Genomic DNA, 22,481 nt, shown 5'->3' on the forward strand with positions numbered 1-22,481 from the left:
GGGCGACCGCCGGGTGGAGCCCCCGGCTGTATGGCGGTGGGCACCTTGAAGGGGCGGGGGAAGCTGACGCGGCATCCGGAGGCTTCTGCGGTGGATCAGAGGTCGAGGACCAGGCGGTCGCCTCTGGCTCGGGAGACGCAGATCATCATGGTGTCGCCTGCGGCGCGTTCCTGGTCGGTCAGGACCGAGTCGAGGTGGTCGATCTCCCCGGACAGCACGGTGGTCTCGCAGGTTCCGCAGATTCCTTCCTCGCACGACGCGAGCAGCGGTTCCGGGCCGCAGCTGTAGACGGCTGTCTTCCGTTGCGGCTTGCCGAGCAGCGAAGGCAGGTCCAGCAGCCCGTACTCGTCCTGGGGCCGCAGGCTCACCCGCTCTCCGTACGCCCGCTGCAACGTCTCGCCGAAAGCCATCGAAGCCCGGGTACGGCCCCCGTAGACGAGGCGCCAGTCGGCGCGTTGCGTTCCAACACGAGGTCGAGTTCGACCTCGGTGCCAAGAGTGCTCATGCTCGGCCATTCAGTTGTGCGGGTGATGAATTGGTGGTCCGCGTTCGTTCCTGACCGGTCAGGACGGGAAGCAACGGCCGAAGTCGCGCAGCAGCCGAGGGGGGCCCTGCAACCTGATCTGGCGCCGCACCAGTGCCCACGCCAGGAGCGTCGGCCGGGTGAGGAAACGCAGCCAGGTGGCCGTGTCGGCGGTGACCTTGAGGTCCGGCTCACCGTGATGTCCGTCGGCGATACCGAGTTCGCGGTCGCGGAGGGTCACGGTGATCTGCCGGGACTCGTCGCCGGTGAAGGTGAAGTGGTAGGTGGCGGACATGTCCTTGGCCTGTTCGCGCTGAAAGATCAGCGGCATGCCTTCCACCAGACCGTCGATGCTGTTCGCGCGCAAGCTCATCGCGACATGTTTCGTCCGCTTGTTCGGGAAACGTTTGGTCACGTGTTGCTCGGCGTCGGAACCGGGGACGACGTAGACGGTCTCTTCCTTGTCCACCAGTGGGCGCACGACCTGGGTGAGGTGTGACTTGCGACTTTCCAGCCAGGGCCCGATGACGTCCTCGCCGGCCGGGCACACCGACATGCAGTAGGCCGCTTTGTAGTTGGCGCCGAAGGACAGGCTCTGCCACATGGACGCGCTCTCGCTGTCGCTCACGCGCGACCGGTAGTCGTGGGCGTCACGGCTTTCGGCGACCTGTTCGGCCCAGTCGCCGAAGCCACCCATGAACTCCCGGTAGTTGTGCGTGTAGCAGGCGGAGAAGTTGAAGTGACCGTCGGACGCGATCGCCCCGGTCGGGCAGGCTGTCACGCACAGCTTGCATTCCAGGCAGGGGTTGTACGCGATGGGCTGGGAGAGGTCGCTGACCTCGGCGTCGATGAGGATGGTGCCCAGCAGGATGAAGTTGCCGAACTTGGGGTGGATGACGTTGCGGTGGATGCCCATCTTGCCGAGTCCGGCCGCCACGGCGACCGGCTTGTGCCCGACGACCCACGTCTTCCTGGGGAACTTGTCCATCTCCATCGGAAAACCCATCGCGGGGTTGATGGCGCGCACGCCCATCGCTTCCAGCTTGGCCACCATGTGCCGGCCGACCTCGTTGGTGTGGTCGCCGGTGTGATGGAATTCCAGGTTGGCCACCGAGCGTGCAGGGGTGCGGATGTTCTCCCGGTTCATTCGGGTCACGAAGCTGATCAGCACGCGGACACCCGGCAGCGCGGCTTCCAGGTCCGCTCGCTGGTCGGCGATTTCCGGCCGGTCGATCTCGACGAAGCCGACGTCGTCCGCACCCGCGTCGAGACATAGCTCACGCAGCCAGGCCGCATCCAGCGGCTCGGCGGGCCGGGCGACGCCACGGTCCCGCCGCTGGCGGACGTTGAGGACGGTGGGATGGTCGTCGAGCTTGTTCTTGCCGGCCATCGTGCCTCCTTTCCTGTTCTCTCATGTCGTGTCAGGTGTGCGGTGGCCGCTCGTGCGCCGCGTCGCGCACCTCGGTGGGGTCGACCTGGTCGTGCAGCCCGGCGACGCGGCAGGACCGCGCCCTGTCGGGCTCCCGCCGGGAACGCTCGCGGCCGAGCTCGGGAGGTCGTCCCGGGCGAACGCGGGAAACCGCTCGGCGCGCAGTTCCCCGCAACCGTCGTTCATCAGGCCGGCGAAATCCGGCACACACCCGGTGACGCTACGAGCCCGTCGAAGTCGGTGCGGTGACGTCGCATCAGGAGCGGCGCCCCTGCGTGAGGGACCAGGGTGCGGTGACGTCGAGCTCGATCACGCCACCGCGGGTCCCACGGCCGTCCGGATCGGACCATGTGATCTGCGGCGCGATCACCTCCAGCTCCGGCAGCGCCGCCATCCGCTGGGCGTTGCCGAATTGACTGCCGTCGATCAGGCCGACGGAGCGGTTCGGGCCGGGAAGGCCGGCGGCGCGCCGTCCGGTGTCGTAACCGTCGCGCTCTTCATGCGTCCACGGCTCTCACCCGCCCTCAGAGGCGAACCGGCCCCGGGTGTCCTGAATGACCCTCGGGGGGGCAGGCGTCAGCCGGCCAGGCGGTTGAGCTTGCGGATCTGCTTGTCGAAGACCCCGGCGGGAGCCATGCGGCGCAGCATGCGCGCGCGACCGGCTACGGGGCCGGGGGTGTAACGCAGCTTCGGCTTCGGGTCGGTCGCCGCCGCGACGATCGCCTTGGCCACGACAGCGGGGTCGTCGCCGTCCTTGATCGCGTCCGCCATCAAGCGGTCGAAGGCGTGCCGCCGCTTGTCGTAGACCGGCAGGGGCGTGTCGGGCCGGGGGCTGTTGGACTCGAATCCGGTGCTGGTGTAGGCGGGTTGGACGAGAAGCGCCCGGACACCCTGCTCGCGGACCTCGTGGTCCAGGGACTCGGTGTACCCCTCGATGGCGTGCTTGGACGCGGCGTAGACGGCCATGTACGGCGAGGGGAGGAAGCCGAGCACGGAGGACACGTTGATGATGCGTCCACGCCCCCGGGCGCGCATGTGCGGCAGGGCCGCCTTCACCATGCGCATCACACCGAAGACGTTGACGTCGAAGACCGCCTGGGCCTGTGCGACGGAGTTCTCCTCGGCCGCGCCCATCAAGCCCGTACCGGCGTTGTTGACCAGGACATCGATCCGGCCGAACCGGTCGACCACCTGCTGGACCACGGCTGCGGCCGACGCGTCGCCCGCCACGTTGAGGTCGAGGAAGGTGACGCCGTCGAGCGGGGTGACGCGGGAGGTGTCGCGGCTTGTGCCGACCACCTCGAACCCCGCTTCGACCAGCGCGAGCGCGGCTGCCTTCCCGATGCCGGATGACGCACCCGTCACGAGGGCCACCGGCCGATGTGTGCTCATCATGTACTCCCGGACACATAGAAAAACCGATCGGTTTCCTCAACGGTAAACCGATCGGTTTCGCAATGCAAGGTCGGGGGCCGGGCGTCGCGGGCCGATGGCCGACGGCCTTCGCCCCCCGGGTGCACGTCGCTCATGGCGCCCGCTCGGGGAGGCGGCGCGTCAGCGCACGCCTGCCGCGTCGAGGAGGGTGGCCACCGTGGGGGCGATGAGCCCCGTGAGGTTGTCGGCTCCGATCCCCGCGCGGGCACTGGCGCCGTCGAAGACGAGGCTGAGCTGCCGGGCCAGCAGGTCGGGGTCGCCGGCGCCGCCCTGCTCGGCCTCGGTGCGGAAGAAGGACGTCAGTCCTCCCTTGATCCGGTGGGCCACCTGGCTCGCCGGATGACCCTGGTCCTTGAGTTCGATCTGCACAGCCAGGTACCGGCAGCCCCGGAACTCGGGCGCGCCCGCCTGTGCTTCCACCTGCTCGAAGACGTGCAGGATCCGCTCGCGCGGCGAACGGTCGTCGTCCGCCGCGGGCAGGAGGGTCGCCACGAAGGCGGAAGCGCGCTCCTCCAGGCTCGCCGCCAGCAGTTCATCCTTGCTCTCGAACAGCTGGTACATGGAGCGCTTCGACACTCCCGCTGCCTTGCACAGCGCCTCGATGCCGATGCCGACGCCGTCTCGGTAGGTGAGCGTGGCCGCCGCCTCCAGCAGCCGATCTCGGGGACTGGGCTTCACTTCGGTGCTCATGTGGTGAGGTTAACTCGATTCCAACCAAAAGAAAACCGATCGGTTTACGCGTAGGGGTGGAGTGATCTTCGGAGTCGCCCACAGTCGAGCGGGCGTGTGAGCGTGGAGGTGGGCGGAGCCCGTCACGAAGCCGGTGACTGCGCCCACTGTGACCGGCACGCCGCCGGCATCGGGTGAAGCAGCCCCGTCCCCGCAACGCCTCGGTGCATCCGGGCTCAGTGGGCGATCACGGGCTCACCCTCCGACGGCGCCAGAGCCCGGTTCGGAATCAGGAACGCCGAAAGCACTGCGCCGATCACGTAAATCCCGGCGCCCCATGCCAGGGTGGCCGTGTAGCCCTCGACCCCGGCCTGCGCCACGGTCGGCGCGCCGGGCTTGTGCGAGGCCAGGTAGTCGGCCGTGGCCGATGAGGCGATGGTGGTCAGCAGCGCCGTGCTGATCGAGCCTCCCACCTGCTGGCTGGTGTTGATCAGCGCTGAGGCGACCCCCGTGTCCTCGTGGTGCACACCTGCGGTCGCCCCCTGGAACGCGGTGGTCATCACCGCGCCGATGCCGAGACCCAGCAGAATCATCCCGGGCATGATGTGGACGACGTAGGTGCTGTCCAGGGTGAGCCGGGCCAGCAGGGCCATGCCGGAAGCGGAGACCAGGAACCCGGCGGTGATCACGACCTTCGGTCCGACCCTGGGCAGCAGCAGCGACGGCGCCGTGGTCGACGAAGCGACGATACCCGCGACCATCGGCAGGAACGCCAGACCGGCCTCGATCGGCGAGTAGCCGATGCTGGCCTCCAGGTAGTAGGTCAGGAACAGGAAGATCGAGAACATCCCCATGCCCAGGACGAACACCGCCAGGAACGCGCCACCGCGGGTCCGGTCCCGTATCAGTCGCAGCGGCAGCAGCGGATGCGCGACCCGGGACTCCAGCCACACGAACACCGCGAGCAGCACCACGCCGCCCGCCAGGGGGCCGAGGCTGACCGGGTCGGTCCAACTGGTGGATTCGACGTGCGCGAATCCGTAGACGATGGCGAACAGCGCGGCGCTGGCCGTGATGGTGCCCGGGATGTCTATTCGGGGCCGCTCGGTGACCGCGGGCTTGGCCAGCAGCAGCAGCGCACCGAGGAGCGCGACGCCCGCGAAGATGACGTTCACGTACATCACCCAGCGCCACGACGTCCATTCGGTCAGCATGCCGCCGAGCAGCAGCCCGACCGCGGCACCTGCACCGGACAATGCACTGAAGATGCCGAATGCCTTCGGCCTCTCGGACGGCTTGGTGAAGGTCACGCTGAGCAGTGAGAGGGCCGCGGGTGCCAGCAGCGCGGCGAAGAGACCCTGTGCCACACGCGCCCCGACCAGGACTTCGAAGTTGCCGGCCGCGCCGCCGACCACGGACGCGCCCGCGAAACCGACCAGGCCGGTCACGAAGGTGGTACGCCGACCGAACAGGTCACCGAGTCGGCCACCGAGCAGCAGCAGGCTGCCGAACGCCAGGGCGTAACCCGTGATCACCCACTGCCGGCTGCCGTCACTGAAACCGAGGTCATGCTGGGCCGCGGGCAGCGCGATGTTCACGACGGTCGCATCGAGCGTGACCATGAGCTGTGCCGTGCCCAGCACGACAAGCACCCACCAACGCATGGCATGAGAGCCGCGGCGGCCCGAGTCTGTCCTTCCGGAGGCGGGCGCCCCGCGGTCGATGGTGGTGCTCATTTTTCCCCTTGGTTGCTGATCATGGGCTGACCGTCGGCTGGAAACCGATCGGTTTCCGACTAGGGAAACAGATCGGTTTCCCAGGTGCAAGTGAGGTGAGGTCGCCTCCCGATGTCATCCGGGTGCCATTCGGGCGATGGGTGTGCGTGACGCTTGCGCCTGGAGACCGATCGGTTTACTTTGTGGGAAACCGGTCGGTTTCCCACTGTGGCCCCGCCGGACCGTCCCCCTTCCGTCCCCATCAACAGGTCGCACACCAGGAGTCGGCAGATGCCCAGTCAGGGGTCACGTCCCACGATTCGCATTCCGGGGACCACCACACACACCGTCGCCCCTCGCGCAGGACGTGACGGCCGCGAGGGGACGCTGCGCTACCTCAAGGCGGGTACCGGTGACCCGCTGGTCCTGCTGCACACCGTGCGCACCCAGGCCGAGCACTTCCGCCTCCTCATCCCGCTCATCGCGGACCGCTACACCGTGTACGCCCTCGATCTGCCGGGGATGGGCTACTCCGAGATCCTGCCCGGCGCGTCGTACGACGAGCCGGCCATGCGCGCCGGTGTCAAGCGGCTCCTCACCGAACTCGACCTCCACGACGTGACGTTGGTCGGGGAGTCCATGGGGGCGGTGCTCACCCTGACCACCGCGGCCGATCTTCCGGAGCGGGTACGGCGCGTCGTCGCGGTGAACACCTACGACTACCGCGGCGGTATCGCCCGGTCCGGTCTCCTCGCCCGTATGGTGGTCAGCGGTGTCCTCACGCCGGGAGTGGGCCCGGTGATCGCCGGGGTGGAGCCCAAGGCCGCCCTCAGCAAGATCCTTCAGGGCGGCCTCGGCGACAAGAGCGCACTTCGGGAGGACTACGTGGACGAGCTCCTCCAGGTGGGCAGCCGCCCCGGCTACCCGACCGTCGCCCGGGGCGTGTACCAGAACCTGCCCAGCCTCATCGCGGCCCGCTCGCGCTACCCCGAGGTCAAGGCCCCCATCCACCTCGTCTACGGGGAGAGGGACTGGTCCCGGCGGTCGGACCGGGAAGCCAACAGGGAACTGCTCCCGGCTGCCGATTTCACGCAGGTGCGCGGAGCGGGCCACTTCATCGCCCTGGAAAGGCCCGACATCCTGGCCGACCTGCTGAACGCGGTGGCGTGACTGCCTCGAGGCAGCGGAGCCTGGAAATCCGACGAGATCGCCCTTGCCCCCTCGGGCGGGACCTTCAGAAGGCGGTCGCCAAGCGGGCGGGCTGGGTCGAGTTCGGGGCCACGGCGGGCATCGCGGCAGGCGTCGCCTTCCTGCCCGCGACCGCGGCCCGTGGGCACGGCCGCGGTGCTCATCCCGCTGGCGACCGATACCGCCAGCGGTGCTCTCGAACAGGTTGTGGGTCAGATGGTCGGCGACATCTCCGACAACTCGGTGGATGAGCACAAGGAGAAGGTCGAGGAACTCACCAGGGAGGAGAAGACCAAGATCTACTCCGCCGGTGAGAGCATGGCCGAGTCCCCGATGGAGGCGTTCCCGCGGCACAACGGCGTGGACCCCAACAGCGAGTTCGGACAGGCCCTACGCGAATCGATGCTGGTCGGCTACGGAGTCGATGATGATGCCGTCGTTGTCGCCGATGACGGCGTCGCCGGGGTTGCAGACGACGACTGGGATCGGGATTCTCGGGTGCGGTCGGCCGACCTGTTTCCGTGAGTGCATGACGTGGACGTTGACGGACGGCGAGCAGTCGGCTCGGCTTGCTCGGTGCAGAGCAAGCCGAGCGGGTGAACTGCGGGCGGTCGAGCGCTCGTGATCAGTCGCGGCGGATCAGTTCCGGGTCGATGCGCCGTCCTACGAGCGGGAGGGTGCCGACGGCGGACACGGCCGCCACGCCCGCTGCCGCGACCGCGAGCACCGGGACGCCGGCGAAGTCCCAGTAGATCTCGCTGCCCCCGGTGATCAGATAGCAGGACTCGGCGAGCTTGCCCGTGACGAGCGCCAGTGCGAGCCCGATGGCCAGCGGCACCACGACTTGTACGCACTGCACGGTTCGCATCGTCCGTGCCCGTGCGCCGATCAGCGTGATGGCGGTGACCTGTGCGCGCCGCTCCACCGCCCGATCGGTCGCCGAGACGACGAAGGCCGCGGTCCCGATGACCAAGCCCATGATCATGCCGACAGCGAGCAGGGTCTCGAGGACGGCGATCTGCTGGAGCCCTTCGATGTTCACGCCGATGGGTTCGACTGCGGTGGTCGGGGCGACGGCGGCGATACCGTCGAGGACCTTGCGGACCTCATCGTGGTCGGAGCTGCCGGTGAGGACGTAACGTGCACCCTCCGGGCGGGCCGTGGGGGGCAGTGCCGACGGCGGGATGAGTACGTCCGCTCCGTGGACCGCCGACGGGTCGTACGCGCTGTAGGCGATCTCGTCGTGCGGAAGCGTGATGCTCAGGGTCTTGCCACGGCCGTCCTCCGATATGCGGAAGGGGAGGGCGTCACCAGGGCGGGCGCCCTGACCGGTGCCCGCGTTCGGGTCACTGAGCCGCATCACCTTGCCGTCCACGCAGCCCTCGGAGTGCTGTACGAGCTTGGTCAGTTGGTCGCAGGTGGCGACGACGGCGCTGGCCCAGGGCTGATCGGCGGAACCGTCGGGGTCGGTCCAGGACTCCATCGTCACCGCGTGCGCGCGTACCCCCGGTACGGCGGCGACTTCGTGTTGCTGTCGCGCGGTGAGTGATGACAGGGGGATGGAGTAGTCCTGCACGGGAGCGGACGGCCGGGTGACCTGCTCCAGCTGGATGAGCACGCCCTGGGCGAGCGAGGCGGAGAAGACCAGCAGAACGAGGCCGGTGACGACCCGCATGGTGCTGCCCGGCTCGACCTCGTTGCGGCGCATCGCCAGGTTCAGGGTGAGGGACTGGGTGGTTCGCGCCAGCCGTCGGGCGACGGCGTAGGAGATCAGGGGCAGTGTCAGCACCAGTCCCAGGCCGGTCAGCAGGATGCCTGTCGGCAGCAGGATCGCGTTCGGGCCGAGGCTGTTGGCGGGGTGGTCGGTGAAGCCGGTGGCGCAGTAGCCGACGACGATACCGAGGCCGGTCACCAGGAGCAGGCCGCCCCACTTGGTGGGGCGCTTGGGGGCGGCGGTGCGGCGTACCGCCAGTGGATTGGCGGCGGCGTTGCGTGCGCTGGCCCGCCCGACGAACCAGGCGAGGAGAGGGGAGCCGACCAGGCATACGGCGACGGTCGTGGCGGACAGCGCGCCGTCGGCCGGGTACCACCGCAGGCTGGGCAGTCCGGTCCGGGTCATCACCTGGTTGAGGACCCAGTATTCGCCGAGGCCGAGAATCGCGCCGAGCAGGGCCGCGACGACGGTTTCAGCGGCGTTGACCCGCTGGGTGCCCTTGGTACTCAGGCCCAGCAGACGCAGGGAGGCGAGGCGGCGGTTCCGGCTGGCGGCGGAGAGCCGGGCGCAGACGGACAGGAAGATGCCGAGGGGGAGCAGGACCAGTGATCCCAGGGCGAAGCGGATATAGGTCAGGGTCGAGGGTTCGACGGCCGGGAAGGGGGCGTAGCTGTAGCCCCAGCCCTTCAGGGCACGGCCCTCGGCGCTGATCTTGTCGCGTGTCGTGCCGATGTAGGCGAACAGCTCGTCGGGATGCGCGAGCCCTGTCGCGCCGATCAGACCCTTCTCGTGACCTGGCAGGAGTCCCTTGACCGCGGGCTGGTCACGCAACAGGTCGTGTACGCGGGGGGAGAGGAACACCTCGCCGGGGTCCGGGAGTTCCTTCAGCCCGGGCGGGACCTTCTCGGTGTTCTCGATCCCCTTGGCGATGAACACCCGCGTGAACGCCTTGGAACCGTAGGGGTCGGTGCGCTGGAGGAGCAGGGTGGAACCCGCGGGCTGTGCGGAAGTGGTCCGCGGCTGTCGTGCGGCGGCCCGCCCGTCGTGTGCGTCGAGGATCTGCGGGATGGTGAGGACGAGGGCGAGGCAGCAGACCCCGAGGGAGCCGCCGGCCGCCATGAGGAAGAAGCGGATACGGTTGCCCCGGCCGGCGCCGAACAGCAGGCGCAGACCGAGCAGGAACTCCCTCACGCCGCCCCCTGGGGCGTGAGTACTCCGTCGGACATCGTGTAGTGGCTGTCGGCCCGGGCGGCGACGGCGGGGTCATGGGTGACCAGGATGACGGCGGTGCCCTGCGAGCGTGCCAAGTCCAGGAACTCCTTGAGCACGGCGTCCGCGTTGGCACTGTCCAGCGATCCGGTGGGCTCGTCGGCGAAGACGACGGCCGGGCGGTGGACCAGGGCCCGGGCGACCGCGACGCGCTGGCTCTGCCCTCCGGACACCTGCGAGGGGCGGCGCTCGCGCAGGTCACCGAGCCCGAGTCGGTCGAGCACCTCGCCCGCGGTGGCGAGCGCGGGCCGCTTGCGCTGCCCTGCCAGGCGCAGCGGCAGGGCCGTGTTCTCCTCGATGGTCAGCTCGGGGAGCAGTTCGCCGTACTGGAAGACGAAACCGAAGCGTTCACGGCGCAGCGTGCTGATCTCGTCATCGGTGAGGTCGCCGAGTATCTGCCCTTCGAACTGGACCTGTCCGCGCGTGGGAGGAAGCACCCCGGCAAGGAGGTACAGCAGCGAGGATTTTCCCGAACCGCTCTGTCCGGTGATGGCCGCGACCTCCCCTCGGGAGATCGAGAGGCGGACGTCGTCGACGGCCAGTTGCTTGCCGTAGGAGAGGGCAACTCCTTCGGCATGAAGAACTTCTGACGTACTGATGGCTTCCCCCAAAGAAGCGACCGGGCCCAGGGGGTCAGCCTGGGCCCGGGATGTGCCGGTGTGCTTCCGCTTACCGCTGGTAGTGCTTGGTGGGCGAGCAGTTGTCGGGGTTGAACGAGCCCTTGTCACGGCAGACGCGGATGTACGCGTCGTCGGTGTACTGCTGCGAAGGCGCCCAGTTGAGGTAGTTCAGCGGAACGGTCTTCTTCTGCTTGCCGTTGTAGCGGCTCCAGTCGTAGCCCTCGACCTTCACCTGCACGTACACGTTGTGATCGTCATCGTGGTCGGTGTCCTGGAGCTGGCCCTGCCACTCGAAGGCGCCGTGGCTCTCGCCGGCGGGGTGCCACTTGTACTGGCCGTGGTGGAACTTCGCACCGCTGGTCGAGAGCGTCGGAATGTCGTGCCACGAGGCGGCGAATGCCGTGCCCGCCCCCATGGCGAAGAGGCCAGCCGCGAGGGCGCCTACTGCGAGCTTACGCACAATTTCTCCCGTTTTGTTTTCTGTTGTACGGCTCTGATGGTCAAGTCAGAGCGGCGGTGAAATTAAACATCCGTCAGAAGGCAACAAAAGGGTGGTCTGTTTGATCTTGCCCTGTGTGTCCGACCTTGAGAAGGGGATCCTTGGTCGCAGCTTTGCCTCTTCCTTGCGTAGACAGGCGGATCGCGGGCGTCGGCCGCGACACCGGCAGCCCCTCAACCCGATTGGGTGCACGAGGCGGTGCGGGAGCGGTGCCGAAGGGGGTCGTCAGGGTTGCTCAACTAGCCCTCAATACAGGTGAGTTGACGCTTCACGCTATGGAAAGTCCATGTCTTCTTTGTCACTTCGCTCACCCGGAAGTATCTGCTTGAGCGTTCAAGTTTCCTGGATAGAGTGCGGTCATGAAAGATCGGAAGGCGGTACTCCGATTCGGATCCCGGTCTGCCGTGCGCCTCGCCGACCTCGCGCTGCTCGTGAGAGCGCCGGCCGCGTTGAGTGTGCCCGGTGATGTGATCGCGGGAGGGGCTGCCGTCGGACGCCCGCCCGACGCCCGCACGCTCGGAATCATCGGATCCTCCGTGTGCCTCTACTGGGCCGGAATGGCCCTCAACGACTACGCCGACGCCACCGTCGACGCCGTGGAACGCCCCGAGCGCCCGGTGCCTTCGGGGCGCGTCCCGCGCCGTGCCGCGCTCGCCGTGGCCGGCGGACTCACTGCCGCGGGCCTCGGCCTCGCCGCCGCCGCGGGCGGTCGCCGCAGCCTTCGGGCAGCGCTCCCCTTGGCGGGCCTCGTCTGGGCGTACGACCTGAAGCTCAAGTCCACTCCGGCGGGAGCGGTCGCCATGGCGGGAGCCCGCACCCTGGACGTCCTGGCCGGAGCGCTCGTCCCCGGCCCGGGCGCCGTACCGACCGCCGAGGCGCTGCGCCGCAGCGCCGTACCCGCCGCACTGGTCGGCATCCACACCGGCACGCTGATGGCCCTCAGCCGCCACGAGATCTCGGGTGCCCCGTCGATCGTGCCGGCCTCGACGCTCGCCGTCTCGACGGCCATGGCACTGGCCACGGCGCTCCCGCCCGAGGCCCGCTCCACGAACCCGAAGGCGCGCGCCGGCCTCGCCGCCGCCGGTGCCCTCGCCTACCTCGCCACCTACGGAACCGCCCAGATCCGCGCCGTACAGGAGCCCTCGGGGGAGAACGTACGGCGGGCCGTGGGCGCCGGGGTCCTCGCCCTGATGCCTCTGCAGGCGGCACTGGCCGCACGGGGCGGGGCGCCCGCCCTCGCCGCGGCGCTCGGCGTCCTCCACCCTCTCGCGCGACGGCTGGCCCGCCGCATGTCCCCCACCTGAGACCGACCATCTCCCTGTGAGGAACCGGCAGATGAGACCTCCCCCCACCCCGCTCAGATTCGGCTACGGCACCAACGGCTTCACCCAGCACCGGCTGGCCGACGTCCTCGCAGTCCTCGCCGACCTGGGCTACGACGGAGTCGCCCTCACCCTCGACCACATCCACCTCGACCCGTACGCCGACGACCTGCCCCGACGCGTGAGCGTGCTGGCCGGGCAACTCGCCCGGCACGGCCTCGGCATCACGGTGGAGACCGGTGCGCCCTACTTCCTCGACCCTTCGGGCAAACACCTGCCGACGCTGATGTCGGACGACGCCGAGCCGAGGACCGACCTGCTGCGCCGCGCCCTGCGCATCGCCGCCGACCTGGGCTCGCCCACCGTCCACTGGTGCAGCGGGCCGACACCGGACGGGCTGCCCGAGCAGGACGCGTGGAAGCGGCTCGCCACCGGAATCGAGACCCTGCTGCCGACGGCGGAGACGTACGGCGTGGCGCTGGCTCTCGAACCGGAGCCGTACATGTTCGTCGACACCGTGGAACGCTGCCTGCACCTCGCCGAACTCGTCGACGGGCACGAGCTGTTCGGGATCACCCTGGACATCGGCCATGCGCACTGCGTCGAGGAACAGCCCGTCCTCGACTGCGTGCGCCAGGCCGCGCCGAGGCTGCGCAACGTGCAGATCGAGGACATGCGGCGCGGGATCCACCGGCATCTCGAATTCGGCTCCGGCGAGATCGACTTCCCGCCCGTGCTCGCCGCCCTGCGTGACCTCGGACACCAGGGGCTGGTGTCCGTCGAGATCCAGGGCGGGTCGCTCGACGCGCCCGACGTCGCCCGCCGTTCGATCGAGTTCCTGCGCGCGGCATCGGCCTGACTGCCGACCCTCTCCCCAGCGAACCCCTCCTGTCTTCTGCGAAGGTTGCCATGAGCGTCGCCGAATCCTTCCGCCCCGCCCCGGCCGTTCCCCACACCGCCCTGCGCGCCGCGCTGGACACGCCCGCCCGCGTCTGGCTCGACGAGGCCGCCGCGACGATCGCCGCCGAACCCGCCACGATACGAACACTCTTCCCTGCCGCGCGTAGGCGCTGCGGACAGGCTCGTCTCACCGAGCACTGGACCGTCGACGAGGCCGCCCGGGCCGTCCTGCTCACCGCCCTGCCCCGGACCGGTCCGGCGCTCGCCGACGAGGTGACCCGGCTCCACCGGCACGGCGCGCCCGCGGAGCAGCGCGCCGTCCTGCGCGCCCTCCCGCTGCTCGACCTCGGCGACCTCGCCCTCCCCGTCGTGCGTGACGCCCTGCGCGGCAACGACACGACCCTGATCGAGGCCGCCCTCGGCCCGTACGGCGCCACGCACCTCCCGGACGCCGAGTACCGCCAGGCCGTACTGAAGTGCGTCTTCCTGGAGATCCCGCTCGACCGCGTCCACGGGCTCCACGCCCGCGCCGACCGTGAACTGGCCAGGATGCTGGCCGATTTCGCCCACGAACGGATCGTCGCGGGACGTGATGTGCCGCCGGACATCCGGCCCGTCGTCCGCGCCTTCCCGGACGTCGTCACCGGAGAACTCGCCATCGTCGACAAGCAGCTCGAGCGCGACCGCAAGGAAGAGATCTGACCGTGCGCATCTTCGACCCCCACATCCACATGACCTCCCGCACCACCGACGACTACGAGGCGATGTACGCGGCCGGTGTGCGTGCCGTCGTCGAGCCCGCCTTCTGGCTGGGCCAGCCCCGGACCTCACCCGAGAGCTTCTACGACTACTTCGACGCGCTCCTGGGCTGGGAGCCTTACCGCGCCGCCCAGTTCGGCATTCAGCACTTCTGCACGATCGCGCTCAACCCGAAGGAGGCGAACGACCCGCGCTGCACCCCGGTCCTCGACGAACTCGACCGCTATCTCGCCAAGGACCGGGTCGTCGCCGTCGGCGAGATCGGCTACGACTCCATGACCCCCGAGGAGGACGAGGCGCTCGCCCGCCAGCTCCACCTCGCCGTCGAGCACGGTCTGCCCGCTCTCGTCCACACCCCGCACCGCGACAAGGCGGCCGGTACCCGGCGCACGCTGGACGTCGTACGGGAGTCGGGCATCGCCCCCGAACTGGTCGTCCTCGACCACCTCAATGAGCTCACCGTCGGCATGGTCCTCGACAGCGGGTGCTGGGCCGGCTTCTCGGTCTACCCGAAGACCAAGATGAGCGAGGACCGGACGGTCGAGATCCTCAAGAAGTCCGGCACCGAGCGTGTGCTCGTCAACTCGGCTGCGGACTGGGGTCGTTCGGACCCGCTCAAGACCCGCAGGACCGCCGACGCCATGCTCGCCGCCGGGTTCGACGAGGACTCGGTGGACGCGGTGATGTGGCGCAACCCCGTCGCCTTCTACGGACGGAGCGGACGGCTGGAGCTCGACCCCGCCCCCGACGGACCCGAGCCCGGCGAGGAAGCCACCTTCCAGGGCAACTCCATCCGCCGCGGGGGAGAGTGAACCTCCCATGCGCCTCCTGCACCCGGACGGCACCACCGTCCACCTCGGCTACTGCAGCAACGTCCATCAGGCCGAGGACCTCCGGGGCGTGATCGCCCAGCTCGCCGACCACGCCGAACCCGTGCGCGAACACCTCGGCGTCGACCGACTCGGCATCGGGTTGTGGCTGGCCCGCGGCGTCGTCACCGAACTCGTCGACGACGAGCACGCGTTGGCCCGGCTCAGGACCGAGCTGATGGCCCGCGGCCTGGAGACCGTCACCCTCAACGCCTTCCCGTACGCCGGGTTCCACCGCGAGGTCGTCAAGAAGGACGTCTACGCACCCGACTGGGCCGACGAGGCGCGACTGGAGTACACCCTCGACTGCGCCCGCGTCCTCGCCGCCCTCCTCCCGGACGACACCGGCCCCGGGAGCGTCTCCACGCTGCCGCTGGCCTGGCGCACCCCCTGGCCACGGGAGTGCGCCGAGGACGCCCGGCGGGCCGTGGACAGGCTGGCCGCCGGCCTCGCGGCGCTCGAATCGCGGACCGGCCGCCGTGTCCGCGTCGGCTTCGAACCGGAACCGGGCTGTGTCGTGGAGACCACCGCGCAGGCGGTACGGGAACTCGGCGGCCTGGACCCGGACCGGCTCGGAGTCTGTCTCGACGCCTGCCATCTCGCCGTCCAGTTCGAGGAACCCGCCGAGGCCCTGAGGCGGCTCGCCGACGCCGGGCTGCCCGTGGTGAAACTCCAGGCGTCCTGCGCCGTGGAGGCCCGGGATCCGGCCGACCCCGCCGCCCGCGCGGCGCTGCGCCGGCTCGCCGAACCCCGGTTCCTGCACCAGACGCGGACGACGACCGCCGACGGCGTGCTCGGTGTCGATGACCTCCCGGACGCGCTGAACGGCGGACTCCCCGACGGCAGTGGCCCCTGGCGCGTCCACTTCCACGCCCCGCTGCACACCGACCCCGAACCCCCGCTGCGTACCACCGCCGACCAGCTGGCCCAGGTTCTCACCGGGCTGCTCGCGGGACCCACGGCCGACTGCCACCACATCGAGGTCGAGACCTACACCTGGTCCGTCCTTCCTGAGCCCCCCGTCGACCTCGCCGCCGGTATCGCCGCCGAACTCGTCTGGGCCCGGGACCGGTTGACCGGCCTCGGCCTCAAGGAGAACCCCGTATGACCGCCGACCCGTCTCCCGCCGACACCTCTGTGACGAGCGGCTCCGCCGCGTCCCTTCCCGCCGGGAACCGCCTCGTGGTCCTCGACATCGTGGGCCTCACCCCGAAGCTGCTGGAGCACATGCCCGCCGTGGCCGCCCTCGGCGAGCGCGGCTTCAGGGCCCGCCTCGACACCGTCCTCCCGGCCGTGACCTGCACCGTCCAGTCCACCCTGCTCACCGGCGAACCCCCCTCCGGGCACGGCGCGGTGGCCAACGGCTGGTACTTCCGTGACCTCGGCGAAGTCCTGCTGTGGCGGCAGCACAACGCCCTCGTCGGCGGTGAGAAGATCTGGGACGCCGCACGCCGGGCGAACCCCGACTACAAGGTCGCCAACATCTGCTGGTGGTACGCGATGGGCGCCGACGTCGACTGGACGGTCACCCCGCGCCCCGTCTACTACTCCGACGGCCGCAAGGAACCCGACTGCTACACCTGGCCACCGTCCCTGCACGACGAACTCACCGACCGGCTCGGCCCCTTCCCCCTGTTCACCTACTGGGGCCCGAACGCCGGCCTGCCCTCCACCCAGTGGATCCTGGCCGCCGCCCGCCAGGTCTTCGACGAACACCGCCCCGACCTGTCCCTCGTCTACGTCCCGCACCTCGACTACGAACCCCAGCGCTCCGGCCCCGACTCACCCGCCACCCACCGCGCGGCCCGCCAACTCGACGACGCCCTGCGCCCGTTGCTCGACCACTTCCTGCGCGAGGGCGCCACCGTCGTGGCGCTCAGCGAGTACGGCATCGCCCCCGTCTCCCGCCCGGTCGACATCAACCGCGCCCTGCGCCGGGCCGGACTGCTCGAGGTGCACACGCAGGACGGCATGGAGTACCTCGACACCTGGACCTCCCGCGCCTTCGCGGTCGCGGACCACCAGATCGCCCACGTCTACGTACGGGACCCGGCCGACACCGAGCGGGTGGCGAAGCTCGTCGGTGAACTCGACGGCGTGGAACAGGTGCTGGACTCCGGAGGCAAGGCGGCCCACGGCCTGGACCACGAGCGCTCCGGCGAGCTGGTGGCGATCGCAAGCCCCGACGCCTGGTTCACGTACTACTACTGGCTGAATGACGACCGGGCCCCCGACTTCGCCCGCCAGGTCGAGATCCACCGCAAGCCCGGCTACGACCCCGCCGAACTCCTCTACGACGACACCGTCCCGGCGGTGAAGCTGCGTGCCGTCGGCCAGGTCGCCCGCAAGAAGCTCGGCCTGCGCTACCGCATCCGGACCGTCCCCCTGGACCCCTCGGGCGTCCGCGGCAGCCACGGCCGCCTTCCCGCAGACCCCGGCCACGGCCCCGTGCTCCTGTGTTCGCGGCCGGAACAGGAGAGGGAGGCGTACGCGGCGACGGAGGTCAAGTCCCTGCTGCTGGACCTGGCGGGCCTCACCGGGAAGATCCGCGACACGGAAGGAACGGCGCGTTGACCACTTGTCCGCCCCTCCCCACGAGCCGGCCCCTGCTCGACCCGGCCCCCGAGTACGCCACATGGCGGTCGGGGGAACCGATCCGGCGGGTGACGATCTGGGGCGGCCACACCCCCTGGGTGATCACCCGCTACGAGGACGCCCGCACCGTCCTCGCCGACCCCCGCTTCAGCGCCGACGCACAGCACCCCGGCTTCCCCCACACCCGCCCGGGAGCACCGCCCCAGGCGCCCGGCCTCTTCCACCAGATGGACCCCCCGGACCACAGCAGGCTGCGCCGCATGCTGATCCCCGACTTCGCCTTCCGGCGCATCGAGCGGCTGGAGGGTGCGATCCAAGGGATCTGCGACGACCTGCTGGACACCATGACGGCCGGCGGCGCGACGGAGGCGGACCTGGTCGCGTCGTACGCACTGCCCCTCCCGACCCTCGTCATCTGCGAACTCCTCGGCGTCCCCTACGAGGACCGCGGCTTCTTCCGCGAGAAGTCCGACGCCCTCACCAGCGTCTCCGGCGATCCGGCCGAGGCGATGGCCGCCCGCACGGCGCTCCACGGCTATCTGCGCGCCCTCATCGAACGACGCGTCGGCGATCCCGCCGACGACCTGATCTCCCGGCTCGCGACCGAGCGGGTGGCGACCGGCGAGGCCACCCTGGAGGAGGCGACGGGCATGGTCTCGCTGCTGCTCCTGGCGGGTCACGAGACGACGGCGAACATGTTCCCGCTGGCCGTGGTGGCGCTGCTGGAGAACCCGGCCCAGCTCGACGCCCTGCGCGCCGACGACTCGCTGTGGCCGTCCGCCGTCGAGGAACTCCTGCGCCATCTGACCGTCATCCATACGGGGATACGGCGGATCGCCACGGAGGACGTCGAGCTGTCCGGGGTCCGTATCGGCGCGGGGGAGGGCGTGATCGTGGCGCTCCAGGCCGCCAACCGCGACCCGTCGGCGTACCCCGGCCCCGACGCCCTCGACATCCGCCGCGAGGCGGGCGGCCACGTCGCCTTCGGGCACGGCCCGCACCAGTGCCTCGGCCAGTCGCTGGCCCGCGCCGAACTCCGCCTCGGCCTGTCGACCCTCTTCCGGAGGCTGCCCGCCCTCCGCCTGACGGCCCGTCCCGACTCCCTCGCCCTCTCGACGAGCACGGTCCACGGGGTGCGGACCCTGCCCGTCGCCTGGCGGTGAACCCGCGGCCGAGGGCCGACGTGATCGTGGAACACGGCGGATGTCCACGGTGGGCCGGTGTCCGGGGGCGCGGGGCTTGCACGGTCCTGTCCGCGCGCCACTGCGGCACCGGCCCGGCGTCGTGGCCGCTCTTCTCGTACGCGCCCCAGTGCCCGGCCGGTTTGCCGTCCCTGATCCGGAGGACGGCGGCGATGAACCGGTCGGACGTCGCGCCGGGGGCCGTCGGATCGGGCCACGGCGTCCGCATCGGCGGACAGACCAGGTCGCCTTAGACGATCAGCGCGGCCGGAGGGGGCGCCGACGGTCCCGGCGACCGAGAGCATCCGTGACCGGTCGGCGCGCATGGTGGCCGACAACCGGGCAATGCGCCAGGTGTGATCCGTGTGGGAATCGTCGTCCTGACTCTGGTGACCGCCCTCGGGGCCGCGGCCGCGGCGGTCGGTGTCTCGCCCTCCTGGTGGCTCGTGGCCCTGCCGCTCACGTTCGTGGGTGGGCTGGGTGTCCGGGACCTGGTGCAGCGCCGGCACTCGGTGCTGCGCAACTATCCCGTCCTCGGCCATGCCCGCTTCCTCCTGGAGCGCATACGCCCGGAACTGCAGCAGTACTTCATCGAGCGGAACTACGACGGGCGTCCCTTCGACCGGGACGTGCGCAGCATCGTCTACGAGCGTGCCAAGGGCACCGACGCGGAGGAGCCGTTCGGCACCGAACGGGACGTGTACCAGCCCGGCCACGAGTACCTGGTCCCGTCGATGGCGCCCTGCCCGGTGCCGGAGCACCCGCCGCGCGTAAGGATCGGCGGCCCGGACTGCCGACGGCCGTACGACATGGCCCTGCTGAACGTCTCGGCGATGAGTTTCGGCTCGCTGTCGGCCAACGCGGTCCTCGCGCTCAACGGGGGTGCCGCGGCCGGGGGTTTCGCCCAGGACACCGGTGAGGGCGGGCTGTCCGAGTATCACCTCCGCCCGGGCGGTGACCTCGTGTGGGAGATCGGCACCGGGTACTTCGGCTGCCGCACCGGCGACGGTGGCTTCGACGCGGCCGAGTTCGCCGACAAGGCCGCGCACGATCACGTCAAGTGCGTGTCCCTGAAACTGTCGCAGGGCGCGAAGCCCGGGATCGGCGGGGTGCTGCCGGGAGCCAAGGTGAACGCCGAGATCGCCCGGGTGCGGGACGTGCCCGAGGGACGGACGGTCGTCTCCCCGCCGTACCACCGGGTGTTCTCCACCCCACGGGAACTCGTCCGCTTCGTCGCCCGCATGCGCGAGTTGTCCGGCGGCAAGCCCGCCGGGTTCAAGCTGTGCGTGGGCTCGCGCCGGCAGTTCCTGGCCGTCTGCAAGGCCATGCTGGAGGAGGGCACGGCGCCCGACTTCATCGTGGTGGACGGCGCCGAGGGCGGGACCGGTGCGGCGCCGCTGGAGTTCGCGGACCATGTCGGCACCCCGCTCACCGAGGGTCTGCTCACCGTGCACAACGCCCTCGTGGGCACCGGCCTGCGCGACCGGATCAAGGTCGGCGCGAGCGGCAAGATCGCCACGGGCGCCGACCTGGTCAAACGCATGGTGCAGGGCGCCGACTACGGCAACGCCGCGCGGGCGATGATGTTCGCCGTCGGCTGCATCCAGGCCCAGCGGTGCCATACCAACACCTGTCCCACCGGGGTCACGACCCAGGACCCCCGCCGGGCCCGCGCCCTCGACGTGCGCGACAAGACGGACCGCGTCCGGCGATTCCAGGAAGCGACCGTGGCCAGTGCTCTGCAGCTCATGGCCTCGCTGGGCGTCACCGATCCCGCGGACCTGCGACCGCGCATGCTCCGCCGGCGCGTCGACCCGTACACCGAGCGCTCCTACGACGAACTGCACGAGTGGCTCGCGCCAGGGCAGTTGGCGGCCGAGCCGCCGGCCTCCTGGGCGGCCGACTGGGAGGCCGCCGACCCCGACCGTTTCACCGTGTGACCTGGAGGATTCAAGTGGCCCGTACTGTTGCCCGAGTGATCGTGGACGCGCTGAGCGAGCTCGGCGTGCGCCAGGTGTTCGGCGTCGTGGGAGACGCGCTCAACCCGCTGACGGACGCCATCCGCACCACCGAGGGCCTGGAGTGGGTGGGCTGCCGGCACGAGGAGGCGGCGGCGTTCGCCGCGAGCGCCCAGTCGCAGCTCACCGGAACCCTCGGCGTGTGCATGGGCACCGTCGGACCCGGTTCCGTCCACCTCCTCAACGGGCTGTACGACGCGGCGAAGAGCCATGCTCCGGTCCTGGCGATCGCCGGTCAGGTGCCGCTCGCCGAACTCGGCAGCGACTACTTCCAGGAGGTCGACAACGACGCCCTCTTCAGCGACGTGGCCGTCTTCCGCGCGACCATCACCTCGCCCGGCCAGCTTCCGCAGATGCTGGAGACGGCCGTGCGTCACGCCCTGGGCCGCAAGGGCGTCGCCGTCCTCACCGTGCCGGGCGACCTGGGTGAGCGGGAACTGACCGCCGACCGGCAGGCCCGCTTCTCCCTGAACGCTCCGGTGAGCCGGCCCGACGGGCCGGCCGTCCGCCGCGCCGCGGAACTCCTCGACCGCTCCGAACGGGTCACCCTGCTCGTCGGAGAGGGTGCCCGCGCCGCCCGCGAGGACGTCCTCACCCTGGCCGACCGCCTGGCCGCACCGATGGTGCTCACCCTGAAGGCCAAGGCCGGCTTCGAGGGCGACGGCAACCCCTACCAGGTCGGCCAGACGGGGCTGATCGGCAACCCCGCCGCCGCGGCGGCCCTCCAGGACGCGGACACCCTGCTGCTGCTCGGCACGGACTTCCCCTACCGGGACTGGTATCCCGAGGACCGGACCGTGATCCAGGTGGACACCGAGGCCACCCACATCGGACGCCGGGTGCCGGTGGACGTGGGGCTCGTGGGGGACACCGGGGCCGCCGTACGGGACCTCCTGGAGCACCTCACCGCCCCGCCCGCCGGTTCCGAGGGCGCGCGGGACCGCTCTCATCTGGAGAGGGCGCGTGAACGCTTCGACCGGTGGCGCTCGGGTCAGGCCCGCCTCGCCGACCCTGCGCACGACCGGGGGGTCGTGGGCCGTATCCGCTCCGCTCTGGACAACCGGACGCACGACATCCGTCCCGAGGCGCTGGCCGCGGCCGTCGACCGGATCGCGGCCGAGGACGCCGTCTTCACCTCCGACACGGGCATGGCCACGGTGTGGCTCTCGCGGTTCGTCGAGATGCGCGGCGAGCGACGCCTCATCGGCTCCTACAACCTCGGCTCGATGGCCAACGCCATGCCCCAGGCCCTGGGCGCCCAGTGCCTGGACCGCGAGCGCCAGGTCGTGGCCTTCTGCGGCGACGGCGGACTGAGCATGCTGCTCGGCGACCTCATGACCCTGAGGACGTACCGTCTTCCCGTCAAGCTCGTCGTCTTCGACAACCGTCGCCTGGGCATGGTGAAACTCGAACAGGAGCAGGCCGGACTGCCCGAGTTCGGAACCGTGCTCGACAACCCCGACTTCGCCGCCGTCGCCGAGGCCATGGGCATCACCGGCATCCGCGTGACCGACCCGGCCGACCTGGAGGGCGCCGTGCGCCGCGCTTTCCGCAGTCCGGGCCCGGTCCTGCTCGACGTCCTCACCAACCCCGACGAGATCGCCGTTCCGGCCAAGCCGACCGTCGAGCAGGGGTGGGGCTTCGCGGTCGCCAAGGTGAAGGAGATCGTACGCAGCCACCAAGAGCCCGGACAGGATTGACAGCCGTTCGAGGCATGCAGGTGGACGGGCGGGGTAGACGCGAGCTTGCCGGACGATGGACCGGCAGGCACAAGGCC

17 protein-coding genes and 2 pseudogenes are annotated in these 22,481 nt (G+C 70.3%); 11 read left to right on the top strand and 8 right to left on the bottom strand.

Going from position 1 to position 22,481, the window contains the following annotated elements; genetic code table 11:
• Positions 1–95 precede the first annotated feature (95 nt).
• The 5 genes and pseudogenes from ACFY30_RS29690 to ACFY30_RS29710 all read right to left on the bottom strand — a co-directional run.
• Positions 96–452, bottom strand: a pseudogene (locus ACFY30_RS29690) (flavin reductase family protein); the annotation flags it as partial.
• Between the two features lie 111 nt (positions 453–563).
• Positions 564–1,913, bottom strand: a complete 1,350-nt coding sequence (locus tag ACFY30_RS29695; protein ID WP_390848221.1) for an SCP2 sterol-binding domain-containing protein — start codon at positions 1,911–1,913, stop codon at positions 564–566.
• A 615-nt stretch (positions 1,914–2,528) separates the two neighbouring features.
• The gene (locus ACFY30_RS29700; protein WP_390848222.1) at positions 2,529–3,344 is read right to left on the bottom strand and encodes an oxidoreductase; all 816 of its coding nucleotides are present in this window, start codon (positions 3,342–3,344) and stop codon (positions 2,529–2,531) included.
• A gap of 162 nt (positions 3,345–3,506) precedes the next feature.
• Positions 3,507–4,076 (bottom strand): TetR/AcrR family transcriptional regulator, encoded by a 570-nt coding sequence (locus ACFY30_RS29705; RefSeq protein ID WP_390848223.1) that lies wholly within the window; start codon positions 4,074–4,076, stop codon positions 3,507–3,509.
• A gap of 215 nt (positions 4,077–4,291) precedes the next feature.
• A complete protein-coding gene (locus ACFY30_RS29710) occupies positions 4,292–5,791 on the bottom strand; it encodes an MFS transporter (RefSeq protein ID WP_390848224.1) in 1,500 nt (499 codons plus the stop codon).
• A 270-nt stretch (positions 5,792–6,061) separates the two neighbouring features.
• On the opposite strand from ACFY30_RS29710, the gene ACFY30_RS29715 reads away from it, so the two are divergent.
• Together ACFY30_RS29715 and ACFY30_RS29720 are read left to right on the top strand one after the other, a co-directional pair.
• Positions 6,062–6,940, top strand: a complete 879-nt coding sequence (locus ACFY30_RS29715; protein WP_390848225.1) for an alpha/beta fold hydrolase — start codon at positions 6,062–6,064, stop codon at positions 6,938–6,940.
• Between the two features lie 59 nt (positions 6,941–6,999).
• A pseudogene (locus ACFY30_RS29720) lies at positions 7,000–7,483 on the top strand (hypothetical protein); the annotation flags it as partial.
• A 100-nt stretch (positions 7,484–7,583) separates the two neighbouring features.
• On the opposite strand, the gene ACFY30_RS29725 reads toward ACFY30_RS29720, so the two are convergent.
• Genes ACFY30_RS29725 through ACFY30_RS29735 form a run of 3 tightly spaced genes read right to left on the bottom strand, consistent with a single transcriptional unit; the run spans position 7,584 to position 11,021 of the window.
• Entirely contained in the window at positions 7,584–9,863 is a 2,280-nt protein-coding gene (locus ACFY30_RS29725; protein ID WP_390848226.1) for an ABC transporter permease, read from the bottom strand.
• A complete protein-coding gene (locus ACFY30_RS29730; RefSeq protein ID WP_390848227.1) occupies positions 9,860–10,552 on the bottom strand; it encodes an ABC transporter ATP-binding protein in 693 nt (230 codons plus the stop codon). The genes ACFY30_RS29725 and ACFY30_RS29730 overlap by 4 nt, the downstream gene beginning before the upstream one ends.
• A 58-nt stretch (positions 10,553–10,610) precedes the next feature.
• Entirely contained in the window at positions 10,611–11,021 is a 411-nt protein-coding gene (locus tag ACFY30_RS29735; protein WP_390848228.1) for a hypothetical protein, read from the bottom strand.
• Between the two features lie 398 nt (positions 11,022–11,419).
• On the opposite strand from ACFY30_RS29735, the gene ACFY30_RS29740 reads away from it, so the two are divergent.
• From ACFY30_RS29740 to ACFY30_RS29780, 9 genes are all read left to right on the top strand, one after another.
• Positions 11,420–12,364, top strand: coding sequence for an SCO3242 family prenyltransferase (locus ACFY30_RS29740; RefSeq protein WP_390848229.1), 945 nt, complete (start codon positions 11,420–11,422; stop codon positions 12,362–12,364).
• 31 nt (positions 12,365–12,395) lie between these two features.
• On the top strand, positions 12,396–13,241 hold the full coding sequence (locus ACFY30_RS29745) for a sugar phosphate isomerase/epimerase family protein (protein ID WP_390848230.1): 846 nt from the start codon (positions 12,396–12,398) through the stop codon (positions 13,239–13,241).
• Positions 13,242–13,291: 50 nt separating this feature from the next.
• A complete protein-coding gene (locus tag ACFY30_RS29750; RefSeq protein WP_390848231.1) occupies positions 13,292–13,984 on the top strand; it encodes an EboA domain-containing protein in 693 nt (230 codons plus the stop codon).
• Positions 13,985–13,986: 2 nt separating this feature from the next.
• Positions 13,987–14,853, top strand: a complete 867-nt coding sequence (locus tag ACFY30_RS29755; protein ID WP_390848232.1) for a TatD family hydrolase — start codon at positions 13,987–13,989, stop codon at positions 14,851–14,853.
• Positions 14,854–14,860: 7 nt separating this feature from the next.
• The gene (eboE, locus tag ACFY30_RS29760; RefSeq protein WP_390848233.1) at positions 14,861–16,018 is read left to right on the top strand and encodes a metabolite traffic protein EboE; all 1,158 of its coding nucleotides are present in this window, start codon (positions 14,861–14,863) and stop codon (positions 16,016–16,018) included.
• Complete coding sequence (locus tag ACFY30_RS29765; RefSeq protein WP_390848234.1) at positions 16,015–17,484, top strand: alkaline phosphatase family protein; 1,470 nt, start codon at positions 16,015–16,017, stop codon at positions 17,482–17,484. Before eboE ends, ACFY30_RS29765 begins: the two co-directional genes overlap by 4 nt.
• The gene (locus ACFY30_RS29770) at positions 17,481–18,668 is read left to right on the top strand and encodes a cytochrome P450 (RefSeq protein ID WP_390848235.1); all 1,188 of its coding nucleotides are present in this window, start codon (positions 17,481–17,483) and stop codon (positions 18,666–18,668) included. The genes ACFY30_RS29765 and ACFY30_RS29770 overlap by 4 nt, the downstream gene beginning before the upstream one ends.
• A gap of 374 nt (positions 18,669–19,042) precedes the next feature.
• A complete protein-coding gene (locus ACFY30_RS29775; protein WP_390848236.1) occupies positions 19,043–20,626 on the top strand; it encodes an FMN-binding glutamate synthase family protein in 1,584 nt (527 codons plus the stop codon).
• Positions 20,627–20,640: 14 nt separating this feature from the next.
• Complete coding sequence (locus tag ACFY30_RS29780) at positions 20,641–22,404, top strand: thiamine pyrophosphate-dependent enzyme (RefSeq protein ID WP_390848237.1); 1,764 nt, start codon at positions 20,641–20,643, stop codon at positions 22,402–22,404.
• Positions 22,405–22,481: the final 77 nt, after the last annotated feature.

The organism is Streptomyces sp. NPDC000345, from assembly GCF_042898825.1.
Classification (GTDB): domain Bacteria; phylum Actinomycetota; class Actinomycetes; order Streptomycetales; family Streptomycetaceae; genus Streptomyces.

Coding starts and splice junctions, on each gene's coding strand:
- ACFY30_RS29695 (WP_390848221.1), bottom strand. CDS start 1,913: ATGGCCGGCAAGAACAAGCTCGACGACCATCCCACCGTCCTCAACGTC.
- ACFY30_RS29700 (WP_390848222.1), bottom strand. CDS start 3,344: ATGAGCACACATCGGCCGGTGGCCCTCGTGACGGGTGCGTCATCCGGC.
- ACFY30_RS29705 (WP_390848223.1), bottom strand. CDS start 4,076: ATGAGCACCGAAGTGAAGCCCAGTCCCCGAGATCGGCTGCTGGAGGCG.
- ACFY30_RS29710 (WP_390848224.1), bottom strand. CDS start 5,791: ATGAGCACCACCATCGACCGCGGGGCGCCCGCCTCCGGAAGGACAGAC.
- ACFY30_RS29715 (WP_390848225.1), top strand. CDS start 6,062: ATGCCCAGTCAGGGGTCACGTCCCACGATTCGCATTCCGGGGACCACC.
- ACFY30_RS29740 (WP_390848229.1), top strand. CDS start 11,420: ATGAAAGATCGGAAGGCGGTACTCCGATTCGGATCCCGGTCTGCCGTG.
- ACFY30_RS29745 (WP_390848230.1), top strand. CDS start 12,396: ATGAGACCTCCCCCCACCCCGCTCAGATTCGGCTACGGCACCAACGGC.
- ACFY30_RS29750 (WP_390848231.1), top strand. CDS start 13,292: ATGAGCGTCGCCGAATCCTTCCGCCCCGCCCCGGCCGTTCCCCACACC.
- eboE (WP_390848233.1), top strand. CDS start 14,861: ATGCGCCTCCTGCACCCGGACGGCACCACCGTCCACCTCGGCTACTGC.
- ACFY30_RS29765 (WP_390848234.1), top strand. CDS start 16,015: ATGACCGCCGACCCGTCTCCCGCCGACACCTCTGTGACGAGCGGCTCC.